Here is a 14,100-nt window from a genome sequence, read left to right as displayed (position 1 = left end):
ACAAACTTTCCATATGGGCAACTAAATTACATAAAAAAAGACACTCTAAGGTGCCTTTCTCCGACTCGATAACCACTTTAATTTTACTAATGTGTATTGGACTTTCCATCCTCATCAATGAATGGAAAGTAGAGATGCTTCAATTATGTACCGATCTGGAGCGTCTCCTATATAGTCAAAAGGATAACAAGTTGTTAATGTTAATGTTGGCTCACTTTTTTCTACAATAACTGTTCGATCTTCTGAATCTGTTATCCAATGCTTGTTAATTTCATATGTATATGTTTTATTTTCATATTCCACGATAAGTTGGTCATTTTCCTTTAATTGACCAAGCTCGGTAAAAACAGTATCTCTATGTCCACTTAAAACTGTATGACCATTTCCAGATGGTGTAGTAGTTAAGTCACTAACAAACATACCTACACCCTTTTTTAGTACTTTATCATCGGCTCCCCAATATATAGAGTATTTCTTTTGTATTTTAGGGATAATTAAATATGCTACTTTATCTCCTAACTGATGGTTTACCTTTGAAGCAGGAATTTGTACAGGTTCTTCTTGTAATGAAGTGTCAGTCTTTATCTCTGTCTCTATTTGATTGATGTTTTGCTTTTCATTTTCTTTAGAAGGTGTGGAGATCTCATATTGTTTAGCCTCGTTAGTTGTCAACGACTCTGCTGATTGTCTAGCACTATACCATTCTAGAAAATAATAAGAAAAGATAGTAAGTCCAATAACAGTTAAACATAAGCCTATCCATTGTTTTTTATTCACTCTTATCACTCCATTTGAAAACGACAGGATTTCTCCTGCCGTTTTAAGGAACTATTTTATGCGTTTGTCTTTTTACGACGGAACATTAATACAGCTCCAGCTAATGCTAATCCTAAGCTTGCTAGCATCATTGTAACACCGTTTGATGCTGTATTAGGTAATTTTTCACCTTGTTTTTTTGTTTCTTTTTTCACAACTGTATTAGTATTTTTCTTTGTTTCTTTTGCAGTTGTTTGAGGCTTAGTTTGTTCTTGTTTATTATTTGTTGTTTGGTTGTTTTGTTTTGAATTCTCTTGCTTAGTATTTTCTTGTTTAACAGGTTCTTGTTTAGTGTTTTCCTGTTTAGTATTTTCTTGTTTAGGTTGTTCTTGAGGTTTAGTAGTTTCTTTATTTTCTGTTGTAGTATTTGTGCTCTTTGGATATTTATAATCCTCACATGGAATGCCGTCTTTATCATTATCTAAACGGTGCGGATCATTTCCAACACCATATCCATTTTGATCCCAGAATGCTTGAGCATCTTGTTGACTTTTAAAATGGCCACAGTTTTTTGTATCATTAGGACTCTTAGCTGCAAATGCAGAAGAACTGTACCCCACTGTTAATAGTGTTACCGCTGTTGCTGAAGCTAATAATTTTTTCATAAATTTCTTTATCCCCCTAAATGGTATGTATTTACATTGAAATATTTTACATTTAAAAAATTAAAAATACAATAATAATTTGTAGATAAATGTAAGATTTCTAGATAATAATACCAAACTGTTAATTCGTATATTGTCATATTATGTCGAAAGAAAATAAAAAAAGAGCCAAGGCCCTCTTTAATAACTACTAATAACCATAATCACTATTCTCACAGTAATATGAATTTGATTTATCACAACAAATATATGTTATTTGTTGGATAAATAATGGAATCAGTAAAGCGTTAGCTGTAGTAGCATTTGAGACAGTAATACTTTGAAAACATCCTCAAGTAAGAAAGTTTTTGTATCTCCTGGTGTTAATATAATTATTACAATTCTACATGTCTAATGAGGAAAAAATATACCGTATACTATATACAGTTGGATATTATCAGGAATCATTTTGCACGAAAGAAAAGACACTCCATATGAGTGTCTTTTCCAATAGTTTTTAGCAGAAGCAAGAAGCTCCAACGATGATTAATAAAATGAATAATTCAACTAATAAAGCAAAGCCTCCCGAGAAGCCACAACCGCCACAACTACCACCATAACCCATAATAGTTCCTCCTTTAGATAAGAGGGGAAAACTAAGGTTCACTCATGTATTTTAATGGATTCGTTTCATCTTATGTTTTTTCGTATTGATTGAGCAGGTCCTTTCGAAAACTATTCACATATTAACTATATTTTTAAAAATGAATAATTCAACTATAACAATAAATAGATAAATTAATATAATGTATTAATTCTAAAAGAAGGGAGGAATAGCCATGCAATTAGTTTGTTTTAAAATAGTAAGTGGTCAGTATTTCTTGTTTGTAGAAGGTATTCAAATTCCTGTACCAATTCCAGCAGTTGCTGCAGCTTTATTAATTGGTTTAGGAGTAATTCCACTTTGTTCTTAATGTAAAGAATTCGGATCATTCCTATCTTTTCATTGGAAAAGCCTCAAATATATGAATACTTGAGGCTTTTCTTATAATTGAGAAAGACACTTTAACGTGGCTGAAGATCTCCTGATTTAACTAATGCGGCCGTTACATCATCACCGAAAGTATTGAGACAGAATACTTGCTCGTCTACCGTATCCATCACTGTAGCCTCACCTATCTTGCCACCTTGAAGTTTAATAAAATAGTTATGTTCTTCTAAAATTTTACTAAAATCTCTATTTGCCCATCTTTCAGTAATTGCTAATAGCTCTTCTTTATTCTTGAAATTGTTTCCGTTTAGAATGTTTCTTACTTTCTCTGCATTCTTTTTGGACATAGGGGTTGCTCCCTTTCCTTCACACGCTTTTACTTTTTGATGAGTCATGCTATGCATAGCTGAAATAACTTCTTCTTCAGTAGAAGTTACTGTAATGTGAAGTTGTGCATTTGAACCTTTCACTTCTGCTTCATTCGATAGTGTGTCTTCTTTATTAACCTCTGCAAAAACATGGTCCTCACTCTCAAGCGGGACTTCAGCAAACTGTAACATTCCATAAGTCATACCAGTTGCAAGTACTACTACACCTATAATAGATGCTAGCCAATACGTTAGCTTTTTGTCCATCTTCATTTCTCCTGTCTTCGTTTAAATATCTTAACTAAAGAGTACCATATTTAATTCCTTTTTATTGAAGTGTCTCTAATTTTTACTATAAAAAACGTATAAATCATTTAATACCAATATAACAACTTCACAATCATGACTATGCCTATTCTCATAACAGGATCTATATACGATGTCACTAAATCATCTGGTGAACTATTAGTTATTAGTACGGCTTTGCATCCTTATTCTCAAAAAGGATAATTATTGTACATACCGATTCTTATGTATAAAGACACCCAAAACAAGTGTTACGAAAAAAATATAAAAAAGACATCTTTTCTAGGGAAAGATGTCTTTTTTATATAAACCTTAATGTTCGTTCTGTAAAACCCTCGCTGCCTTTACTCCTTCTTTCTCTTCTTTTAAGAATAACGATACGATAAATGCAACAATAATAAAGATTAACCCAAGTGCAAATGCGCCTTGGAACCCTGACGTTAAACCGTTTAACTTCTCTACTGGATCCAGTGGATTTGCGGAGCTTTCCATATACTTAGTTGTTCCTGAAGACATTTTCGAAATAAAGATAGCTGTACCAATTGCACCAGCTACTTGTTGCAACGTACTAAATAGTGCTGTTCCGTGCGGATATAAATCTGGTGTTAATTGATTTAAACCGTATGTTTGTGCTGTCATGACAAACATGAGTCCAACCATTAATACGCTATGCATGACAATAATTTGTACCATTGATGTATCAGGAGTAATGCCTTTAAATAAGAACATTGCAATTCCTACTAAGACAATGCCGGGAACGATAATAACTTTCGGACTAAATTTATCAAATAGTTTACCTGCGATTGGTCCCATTATGGCGCTAATAACACTTCCCGGAAGCATGATAATTCCTGATTTAAAAGCTGTAACGAGTAAAACGGTTTGCAGGAACATCGGTAATAAAGTCATCGTTGAAAATAGCGACATCATCACAATGACAATTAATCCAACTGATAATGTAAACATCGGAACTTTAAATGCTCGTAATTCTAAAATTGGATTCTCAATTTTCAATTGTCGAACGGCAAAAATACATAATGAGATAAGCCCAACAATTAAAGTGCCATACACTTTTGCATCGGACCATCCTAAATCACCCGATGCACTAAAGCTATACACAAGCCCGCCAAATCCTAATGTCGATAAAAGGATAGATGGGTAATCTACTTTTGGCCTTGTTAACTCTGAAACATTTTGAATGTACTTCATCCCAATCATAATGGAAATAATCACGATAGGAATAACAATATAGAATAACCAGCGCCAATTTAATGAATCCACAATTACTCCAGATAATGTAGGGCCAATTGCCGGAGCTGCCATCATCACGAGTGCGATTAATCCCATTGTCGCACCACGTTTTTCAGGTGGACAAATGATTAAAATCGTATTCATTAATAACGGTGTAATTAACCCCGTCGCTACAGCTTGGACGATACGGCCAATTAATAAAACGGAAAATGTCGGTGCGAATCCCGCAATTAATGTACCGACTAAAAACGTTACCATAGCGATCAAAAACATTTGTCTCGTTGTGAGCCATTGCTGAAGTAATGCTGTAATTGGAACTAAAACCCCAACTACTAACATGTATGCTGTAGAAAGCCATTGAATCGTTGAAGCCGTTACGTCAAATTCTTTCATTAATACCGTTAACGCATTTCCAAGTAATGTTTCATTTAATAATGCAACCATTGCACCTAAAAGTAATGCAATTAAAATGGGGGTATGTTTCAAATTAGAAGTATCAACTTTGCCACTTGCTGGGCTCTTAGTTGTCATATTCATTTACAGATTCTCCTCCTGTTTCTTACTTAAAAAACTTTAAATACACCGGAACACATGTAATATAATATACATATGTAGATTAAAAAGGGAGAATCAATTTTCAGCCACTGTATATTTAATCTACAAAAAAGGAGAATTGTAGATGAACGATAGTGAAAAACAACTTGATTTACGTATTAGACGTACACATAAATTACTGTGGGATTCCTTATTTGAATTAATGACGCAATCAAAACAGAAATATAGTACGATCACGATTAACCAAATATGTGACCGCGCAATGGTACACCGAACAACCTTTTATAAACACTTCGAAGATAAAGATGCTTTATTAACATTTGGATTTAAACGATACAGCAAGATGATTGCTGAAATACCGGTTTCAGATCGATTAAGTAAACCATTTCAAGTAATGGAACAATTTCTACACCATGAAGAAATCGGTAAAATATTAGAAACGCAAATGTCTGATGAACAATTTATTAACCGAACACAGCATTTAAGTCACGAAACGAGAAAACAAGAAATAGAAGCGTTAAATCAACTGCACAAAAATCATACGATGCCCAATGATTTAATCATTGAATTTTATTCAGGGGCAATCACCTCATTAAGCGCATGGTGGTTTAAAAGTGAAAGAAAAGTTTCTGCTGCTGAAATGGATAGGTATCTCCATCAACTTATTAATCGGGATATTTTTCAGTTTGAAAAGGAATAAGACTACACCTTTTCAATCATGCAATAAAGTGAAACTTTAATCAGCCCTCACCAATCGGACTTTTACGGACAGTTGATCCCCACCTAACTTCTTTGCTTCCACTGAATTTTGAGGTGGGGGTCTTACTGCCCGTTAAAGCGGGATCAAATTGACCACAAAATAGGAATATGATATATTTTCCGTAGAATACTATATAAGTGTAACAGCGAATAAATTGGCATATAATAAAAAGAAGAGATGCGCTAACATCTCTTCCTTAACTGCTACCGTATAGGGTGGTGGTTATTATACGTTATTATTTTTTAAGAAACCCACCCTTTTGCTTCCTACGGCGCGGAGTGGGTTTTTTGTTGTCCTTACCCAGAAGTTGCTTCCGCAAAAAATACGCTGAAACTTCGCGTACAGTCGCTTTGACAAACTCTTTTACAAGGTCAAACAAAAACTCCATATTATCACCTCCTTTCCTTCCGAATAGAAAGAAGGGATAACCATCCACCCTCACAATATGCAGTTGACTTTATTTTATCAAATGATTGTAAAGATATTATGTAAACAAAACAAATGAAATTTCACATAGAAAAAAAGCCCTTCTAAACCGGGCTTTTCTATCACCATTATTTAGCGATCTTCTTCAAATCCGAACTTTCTATAATTGAAAGCAGTCCACCTTTTATTAAGATGGACCATAACCAATAAGATGAGCAATTATAACTGCTATTAAACCGATTGAGTATTCAATGAGAATTAAAGGAAGAATCCACCTTGCCCACCTTGTCCATGAAATCCCTGCGATTGCTAATCCAGCCATTAGCGTACCACCTGTTGGAAAAATAATATTTCCAATACCATCGGCGAATGAAAAGGATAATACGGCTGTTTGGCGTGTAATGTCCAATAAATCTGCAAGTGGCGCCATAATAGGCATTGTCAACATCGCATGACCACTACCTGATGCTAAAATAAAATGAATCGCTACTTGGAAGTTGTACATTCCAACAACACTTAAAAAAGGAGATACATGTTTCATTTCTTCCGACACTTGATACAGTAGTGGGTCTATAATATGCCCTTGATTCAATACGACTAAAATAGCGCGTGATACACCAATGATTAAAGCTCCCCCGATTAAAGATGCCGATCCTTGTGTAAAAGATTCTACTGTATCATCAAGAGATATCTTGCCAAGAATTGCAATGATTATAGTTAAAATAATAAATAAGGCTGCAATTTCTTTTATATACCACTCGTACTTAATAACACCAAATACAAGAATAATATAATTGATTAAAAAGGCCGTTAATATCCATTTATGTCTTTTTGTTAACTCTACTTTCGCTGTTAGTAAGCTGTCTTGCTTATTTGTATCGAATTTTCCGTAAATTCCGTTTGCAGGATCCCTCTTTACTTTCATAGCATGACGATAGACGAATGTAACAGCAATTACATATATGACTACGAATAAAACGAGGCGGAACCCCATCCCCGAATACATAGGAAGACCCGCTATCCCTTGTGCAAGCCCAACTGTAAACGGATTCATAATTGCCGTTGTAAATCCAACAGACGCTCCTACTAGTACCATCGCAGTTCCTGTTATCGTATCAAATCCAACCGCAAGAGCTAGCGGAATAAATAGAGGTACATACACTAAAGCTTCCTCCGCCATTCCCATTAATGATCCGCCAAGCGCAAAGAACAGCATAATAATAGGAATCATTAACTTTTCACGGTTAGCAAGTTTTTTTGCCATCGTTGAAACAAGAGCCTCAACCGTACCGGATGCCTTTAATACACCAAAAAAACCTCCAATAATAAGAATAAAAAAGATAATATTAGCAGCTTCTACCATCCCTGTAGGAATAGATTTTACCGTATCAAAAAATCCAAGTGGCGTTGATTCAATCCATTTAAATGAATTTGGATCTACTGTTGTATACCCATTTTTTTCAATCTGTTCATATTTTCCTGCTGGCAATATATGTGTAATAACAGCCGCAATAACTAACAAGACAAGTAACATTGCAAATACGTTTATTTTCCATTCTTTTTTTTCCTTTTTTTCTTCTGGCTCGAATGAAACTGCCTTTTCTGATACTTGACTCATATACCAATCCCCTTTGCAATAAAGTGAAACTTTAATCATTGGGGGTTTCGTTCATCCCCCAATGATTATTACTTTTACGGACAGCCGGCAGTCTGGTTTCCCCACTACCATGACGTACCAAGCTCTCCATCAATTCTTTTATTTATAACACGCTAGGATTTAACTACCGTTTTACTAATTTCATTTACAAATTGATTAAATAAACGTTGCTGTAGAGCATCCTTTTCCGACATCATTTCTGGATGCCATTGAACCGCCGCTACATAACGATGAGCTTTGGATTCAATAGCCTCTATTACACCATCAAAGGACCATGCGCTTGCCTCAAAATCTTTCCCTAATGTTTTCACTGCTTGATGGTGAAAAGAATTAACCATTAAAGATTTTTGGCCAATAGCCTCATAAATTTTCCCCTCTTCCAGAAGATCTACGGAATGAGAGCCTTGCCATTTACGGAACTGTTCTCGAACATGGAAATATTCTGGCCCCATCTCGTGCTCTAAGTCTTGATAAAGAGATCCACCAGCTGCAACATTTAATACCTGTAATCCTCGGCAAATTCCTAGAATAGGAATATCTTTTTCTAAAGCCTGCTTTGCCAAATTTAATTCAAAATTATCTCGTTCTTCCTCTACAGTACCTATATATGATTTTGGAATATCACCATAATAAACTGGATTGATGTCCGCGCCACCAGCCAATAACAATCCATCTAATTGATTAAGTGTGGACTCAATTTGATTAACTTCCTCAATTGGAAGTAGAACAACCGTTGCACCTGCTCGTTGAAGTGAACGGATGTAGTCGTAAGAAAAGATAGCCATATCTTGACCTGGTAGCCCTCGTAAGCCCTCCTTCCCTATTTCACTATGATCAATATAATACCCCGTAACACCAATTAGTGGTTTCATTTTCTCTCACCTCATAATTTAAATGGTTTCGTTGTCTTTCTCTGCTGAAATTGTATACTCTTAACCTCCCTTTTCTAGCAAGTGGTAAAGAATTAAATATGTAAATTATTACTCTACTCATTTCATTATTTCTTTACACACCATTGATATAAGCAAATATCGTGCCAATATTGAAATTAAAGTGATTATTTACATATTTTTAAATATTTTGTCGTTTTATTGGTGTTTACTATGCTGAAATGTATTATAATTGGTTATTAATTGGTTACATAATGACCAATTAATAACCAACTTTAGACCAATTCCATTCAACTAAAGAGGTGCTCTATGAACAAATTTGAAACCAACCACATTGTATTGATCACCGTTTTAAAAGAAACACGAAAAGCCCTACATCAACAACTAACGGAGATGGTAGGTGATCTCATAGATATCGAAAGTTTTTCTGTAGAAGAAAGTATTCCAAAAGTATTTCATTCTACATTAATTGTATTACCGAATACATTTACGATAGAAACGGTGAAAGACTTTATTGGGGAAAACTGCGAAGTAATAATAGCAAAACGAACATTAAATTATGAAAACGTAGACCAGCTTTTATTTTTACCAGAAGGAACACAAGCCCTATATGTGAATGATAATCATAAAACAGTATACGAATCAATTGAAACGATGCGTCAATTGGGGCTGAACCATATTGAATATGTCCCATACTATCCTGGAAAAACGAATATACAAATGATCAAGCTCGCAATCACACCTGGCGAACTTGAAATTATCCCTGATTTTGTAGAAAAAGTAATTAATATTGGTCATAGATTAATAGATATTACTACAATCATGTCCATTCTAGATCGATTTCATTTAATGGAGGAATCAGGTAACCACGTTTCTGAGAGATACTATCGAAAAATAGTAGATTTAACAAAGAATTTAGCTAAAGCTCATCGACAACTTCATCAAGTTATTGATGGTGTTGGTGATGGCATACTAGCTATTGATTATGAAGGAAGAATTGTTGTCTTTAATGAATTTCTGGAAAGCATGCTGAAAATAAAAAGTAAAAATGCTATTGGTCATCCGATTGATGCCATTATTGATAATATCGATTTAGTGAACTTCATCCTTTCAAATAAGCAACAAGAAAGCGGAATATTTGTTGTAAACGGCTTGGATGTAATAGTGGAACGTCTACATATAAATGATCAATCGATTATTGTTACTTTTAGAAATGCCCTTAAGACCATCGGATTTGAACGGAAATTGAGAAAAGAATTTGTCAAAAAAGGTTATGTAGCAAAATACAATTTTCATAACATCGTTGGGATTAGCTCTACGATCCAAGACACGAAACAAATTGCCAAAAGGTTAGCTAAGACTGATTTAACTGTATTAATTGAAGGTGAAAGTGGTACTGGAAAAGAGTTGTTTGCAAGTGCTATTCATAATGCTTCCCAGCGAAATAGCGGCCCTTTTCTTGCCGTTAACTTCAGTGCTTTATCGGATGATTTAGTCGAGAGTGAATTATTTGGTTATGAAGACGGAGCGTTTACCGGAGCAAAAAAGGGCGGGAAAATGGGACTATTTGAACAAGCAAATGGTGGCACTATTTTTTTAGATGAGATTGGAGATATTAGCCTGAAACTTCAAGCACGACTACTTCGAGTATTGCAGGAAAAAGAGATTATGCGCGTTGGCGGAAGCCAAATTATCCCGATAGACGTCCGGATTATTGCAGCAACCAATAAGGATCTACTGAAAATGATTCAAGAAAATATGTTTAGAGAAGATTTATACCATAGGCTTAAAGTACTCTTTATACACCTTCCCGAATTAAGGGCACGCCGAAATGACATTGAATTATTAGCTAAACATTTTGTCGCACTATCGAACCCTAAAGTCAAAATTGAACAAGAACTAATTGAAGAACTTCAAGGATATCCATGGTACGGAAATGTACGAGAATTTAAAAATACGATAGATTATATGCTTGCTGTCCGTACCGGAAACCAAATAACAAAAAATGATTTACCTAATCAACATTATTTTCAAAAGCCTCCACATAAGAAAACAAATAGCGATCAGGCAGAAAATATTAAACCCTTTTCTTCAAGTTCAAACGCTCTTGATCAAGAATCACTTTTCATCCTTACCCTTATCATGAATTATGAAGAAAAAGGAAAGGCAATCGGACGAAGAATTATTTCTGAAAAGAGCCAAGAAGTCGAAATGAAATTAACTGAGGCACAGGTTAGACACCGATTGAACTTCCTGAAGATGAAAGGTTATGTGGAAATAAAAAAAGGTAGAGCAGGGATTCATTTAACAAGAAAAGGGTTGGAGATTCTACGTAGTCTTTAATCAAGGTTCGGATTTTCAGATACATAGAGGCTGTTTTATAAACAGCCTCTTTTTTTATGGAATAAAACGTCGATAAATTTAAGTTACAAATATTCAGAATTAATATTAAAATAAAAAATGGGGATAGGGGTATGGGCTTATAAAATTTATACATAACGAGGGAATAGAAATGAAACTACAATTAAAAGCGGATTTAGGGCTACTACTAGTTACATTCTTTTGGGGTGCATCCATCCTACTTACAAAGCTTGGACTTGATGGCATAGAAGAATATAATTTAATCGCATTACGATTTATTATCGCTTTTCTTTTATCAGGTTTAATATTTTACAAACATTTATTTAAGATTGATTTTAAAACTGTAAAATATGCATTTATACTCGCTTCTGTCTTATTTATCGTTTACATTTTCGCGACTTTCGGTACAAAGTATACAAGTGTTTCTAATGCTGGTTTCCTACTATGTCTCACAGTCATTTTCATTCCAATATTATCAGCTATATTTTTAAAACACATTCCGGAAAAGAAAGTGATAGTAGGGATCATTTTAACGATAATAGGAATCGGCTTATTAACATTAACGAGCGAATTCAAAATCGGTAACGGCGATATATTTTGCATACTGTCTGCCCTGTTTTATGCGATCCACGTCATCATTACTGGAAGTGTAACGAAACATGTGAATTCCATTGCACTTGGAGTTATACAACTCGGCTTCGTCGGCCTATTTAGTCTTATTTTTTCATTCATTATCGAAACGCCAAAACTGCCTAGCACAACCAACTCATGGCTCATCATTCTAGCCTTAAGCATATTTTGCACCGCAGTCGCATTCATCGTGCAAGTTATTGCCCAGCAATACACGACGCCTACACATACAGGACTTATCTTCTCATTAGAACCTGTCTTTTCCGCAGGCTTTGCTTTCATTTTCACAGGTGAAACGCTGACAGGAAAAGGATACTTAGGGGCTACGCTTATATTGTTGAGTGTGCTAATTGCTGAGTTAGATTTTAAGAGTTTGTTGAGGCCTAATTATAAGAAGAATATAGAATAAACATTTCACTATGATCAATAAACATACCCCAGAAAAATATGAGTTTATATTATTTTCATTCTCTTCACTTAGATTTTCCTTTTTAATAAGACTTTTTTAGATGCTATCTTCAAATAAGGTAGCATCTAAAAAATGTTAAAAGGAATTTTCTCCCTAGTGTCTTCTTATATTTTATGTAATCTGCGTATTTAACCTTTTCTACGCTCTTTAATTACTTACTGAATATAGTCATACAGATTTTTCGCCAACAATAAACAAGTTACTGTAATGAAAAGAGCACGAACATACCCGCTTCCTTTTTTTATAGCGAATTTGGAGCCAACAATCCCTCCAGCAATTTGAGCAATCCCCATTATAAAACCATATGCATAGTTGACTTGCCCTACATACATAAACATCAACAATGCACCAACATTACTTCCTAAATTAAGAAGCTTCGCATTACCTGCTGCTTTTAAAAAATCATACCCAATAAATAAAAGAGAAAACATTAAAAACGAACCTGTGCCAGGCCCTAGAAATCCATCATAAAAACCAATAGCAAAAACAAAAAAAGTAAAAATAATGACGTGTCGACCAGACAATTTCTTATGAGTGGAAATACTACCCCAATCCTTTTTGAATATCGTATAAATAGCCACCGCACCAAGCATAATCAGCATCAATGGCTTCAGTATTTCTGGATTCATTAAATGAACGGTCCATGCCCCTATTATGGAACCTATGAAAGTGAGCGGAACTAATTTAAACGCCGATTTCAAATCAAGATTACCAGAACGATAAAACACAATATTACTAGTTGCACTTCCCATTGTCGACGCTAGTTTATTCGTAGCTACTGCACTTGCTGGATTCAGTCCTGTAAATAATAAAGCTGGTAAAGCAATGAGTCCACCACCACCTACAACTGAATCAATAAATGCAGCTACGAATCCAAAAACAATCAAAATCATTAATACAGATGGGTCTAAATAAAAATCCATACTATTAACCTCCCCTTTAGTCACTATTCGAATAGTAACTAATAATTTGCTAAATGTAAACAGTTATTGTAACGTTAAAATATAAAGTGAAACTTTAATCAGTGGGGCCACTGATTATTAGTTGACCCAATCGGGCTTTTACGGGCAGCCCGACCCCCACCTAACTTCTTTGCTTCCGCTGAATTTTGAGGTGGGAGTCTTACTGCCCGTTAAAGCGGGATAAAAGCAAACATCGGAGGACGAAAAAAGTGGACTACATAGTGCAACAGCTTAAAAAAATTGGTTTCAATGAATATGAAGCTAAATCTTATGTATCTCTTGTTAAACAAGGGCCTGTCACAGCCTACCAAGTGAGTAAGGATTCGGGTGTCCCAAGAGCGCGAATTTATGAGATTTTAGGTAACCTTGTAGAAAAAGGAATTGTCATGAAGGAAGAAATAAATGACACCACTCGCTATTCACCTCTACCTGTTGAAATCTTTTTACAGAAGGCGCAAACAGAATGGCAGTCTACTTACGAAGGAATAAGTGATTCATTAAAAAAACTAGAAACTTCCGAGGAAAAAACGGATAATCGAGTGATTACTTTAAAAGACAATCAAACAATCATTAGCTATTGTCAGGCATTAATAAAAAAAGCAGAACGACGTATTGTCATTTCAATGTGGGATGAGATGTATGAAGCGTTAAAAGAAGATCTATCTGAAGTAGCTGATAAAGTTACAATACAAGGTATTACCCTGCATGTTGAAAACCCAATTAAAAATCTAGAAGCCCATCGCATAACACCTTATACAGAAACCTTGTCTACAGAACATTGGTTTATTGTATCGATAGATTCTAAAGAGATGATTTATGGACCATCACTTGAAGAGCGTAATATTGCTTTTTATACAGATGACCCCGTTCATATATACTTATTAGAGGATTATGTATGGCATGATGTTTTAGTAAATCGACTTGTCCGACGTAGCCAAGATGACTTGCAGCAATGGATTACTGCAGAGAGAAGATCTTTCTTTATGGGGAAATGAGGAACATATTCAAGAGCAAACCAAAAGATTTGCGTATTAAACCTAACAACTTCTCCGTACAAAAATAGCCGACTATTAT

Annotated in this window: 14 protein-coding genes; 5 read left to right on the top strand and 9 right to left on the bottom strand. The window is 34.8% G+C overall.

The genetic code is table 11. The features are described from left to right. Positions 1-114 precede the first annotated feature (114 nt). From srtD to AC1Q8M_RS01110, 3 genes are all read right to left on the bottom strand, one after another. Positions 115-777 (bottom strand): class D sortase, LPxTATN-specific, encoded by a 663-nt coding sequence (srtD, locus tag AC1Q8M_RS01120; protein WP_065228392.1) that lies wholly within the window; start codon positions 775-777, stop codon positions 115-117. A 56-nt stretch (positions 778-833) separates the two neighbouring features. Next, on the bottom strand, positions 834-1,421 hold the full coding sequence (locus AC1Q8M_RS01115; protein WP_000734535.1) for an excalibur calcium-binding domain-containing protein: 588 nt from the start codon (positions 1,419-1,421) through the stop codon (positions 834-836). A 496-nt stretch (positions 1,422-1,917) separates the two neighbouring features. Beyond that, positions 1,918-2,025 (bottom strand): YjcZ family sporulation protein, encoded by a 108-nt coding sequence (locus AC1Q8M_RS01110; protein WP_492334111.1) that lies wholly within the window; start codon positions 2,023-2,025, stop codon positions 1,918-1,920. 214 nt (positions 2,026-2,239) lie between these two features. On the opposite strand from AC1Q8M_RS01110, the gene AC1Q8M_RS01105 reads away from it, so the two are divergent. Then, positions 2,240-2,374, top strand: a complete 135-nt coding sequence (locus AC1Q8M_RS01105; protein WP_001177693.1) for a hypothetical protein — start codon at positions 2,240-2,242, stop codon at positions 2,372-2,374. 91 nt (positions 2,375-2,465) lie between these two features. Here the strand turns inward: AC1Q8M_RS01105 and AC1Q8M_RS01100 are convergent, their stop codons facing one another. Together AC1Q8M_RS01100 and AC1Q8M_RS01095 are read right to left on the bottom strand one after the other, a co-directional pair. Then, on the bottom strand, positions 2,466-3,026 hold the full coding sequence (locus AC1Q8M_RS01100) for a PRK06770 family protein (RefSeq protein ID WP_065228391.1): 561 nt from the start codon (positions 3,024-3,026) through the stop codon (positions 2,466-2,468). A 351-nt stretch (positions 3,027-3,377) separates the two neighbouring features. Further along, positions 3,378-4,853, bottom strand: coding sequence for an MDR family MFS transporter (locus AC1Q8M_RS01095; protein ID WP_001057523.1), 1,476 nt, complete (start codon positions 4,851-4,853; stop codon positions 3,378-3,380). Positions 4,854-4,995: 142 nt separating this feature from the next. Here AC1Q8M_RS01095 and AC1Q8M_RS01090 point away from each other — a divergent pair, with 142 nt between their 5' ends. Beyond that, positions 4,996-5,571 (top strand): TetR/AcrR family transcriptional regulator, encoded by a 576-nt coding sequence (locus AC1Q8M_RS01090; RefSeq protein ID WP_000999971.1) that lies wholly within the window; start codon positions 4,996-4,998, stop codon positions 5,569-5,571. Positions 5,572-5,866: 295 nt separating this feature from the next. Here the strand turns inward: AC1Q8M_RS01090 and AC1Q8M_RS01085 are convergent, their stop codons facing one another. The 3 genes from AC1Q8M_RS01085 to AC1Q8M_RS01075 form a co-directional block, all read right to left on the bottom strand. Next, entirely contained in the window at positions 5,867-6,019 is a 153-nt protein-coding gene (locus AC1Q8M_RS01085) for a hypothetical protein (RefSeq protein WP_098361268.1), read from the bottom strand. A 225-nt stretch (positions 6,020-6,244) separates the two neighbouring features. After that, on the bottom strand, positions 6,245-7,675 hold the full coding sequence (locus tag AC1Q8M_RS01080) for a YfcC family protein (protein WP_000084613.1): 1,431 nt from the start codon (positions 7,673-7,675) through the stop codon (positions 6,245-6,247). 152 nt (positions 7,676-7,827) lie between these two features. Beyond that, a complete protein-coding gene (locus tag AC1Q8M_RS01075) occupies positions 7,828-8,586 on the bottom strand; it encodes a gamma-glutamyl-gamma-aminobutyrate hydrolase family protein (RefSeq protein ID WP_000803239.1) in 759 nt (252 codons plus the stop codon). Between the two features lie 327 nt (positions 8,587-8,913). Here AC1Q8M_RS01075 and AC1Q8M_RS01070 point away from each other — a divergent pair, with 327 nt between their 5' ends. Both AC1Q8M_RS01070 and AC1Q8M_RS01065 read left to right on the top strand, forming a co-directional pair. Further along, positions 8,914-10,947: a sigma 54-interacting transcriptional regulator gene (locus AC1Q8M_RS01070; RefSeq protein WP_098855676.1), complete on the top strand. Its 2,034-nt coding sequence runs from the start codon at positions 8,914-8,916 to the stop codon at positions 10,945-10,947. A gap of 169 nt (positions 10,948-11,116) precedes the next feature. Then, a complete protein-coding gene (locus tag AC1Q8M_RS01065) occupies positions 11,117-12,004 on the top strand; it encodes a DMT family transporter (RefSeq protein ID WP_098361267.1) in 888 nt (295 codons plus the stop codon). Positions 12,005-12,219: 215 nt separating this feature from the next. Here the strand turns inward: AC1Q8M_RS01065 and AC1Q8M_RS01060 are convergent, their stop codons facing one another. Next, positions 12,220-12,987: a TSUP family transporter gene (locus AC1Q8M_RS01060; protein ID WP_000348454.1), complete on the bottom strand. Its 768-nt coding sequence runs from the start codon at positions 12,985-12,987 to the stop codon at positions 12,220-12,222. Between the two features lie 248 nt (positions 12,988-13,235). Between AC1Q8M_RS01060 and AC1Q8M_RS01055 the strand changes: the two genes are divergently transcribed. Beyond that, positions 13,236-14,021 (top strand): TrmB family transcriptional regulator, encoded by a 786-nt coding sequence (locus tag AC1Q8M_RS01055; RefSeq protein ID WP_000384620.1) that lies wholly within the window; start codon positions 13,236-13,238, stop codon positions 14,019-14,021. Positions 14,022-14,100 lie beyond the last annotated feature (79 nt).

The sequence above is a fragment of the Bacillus sp. GW823-FHT06A10 genome (genome assembly GCF_058795375.1).
This window is presented reverse-complemented; position numbering and strand designations above follow the sequence as displayed.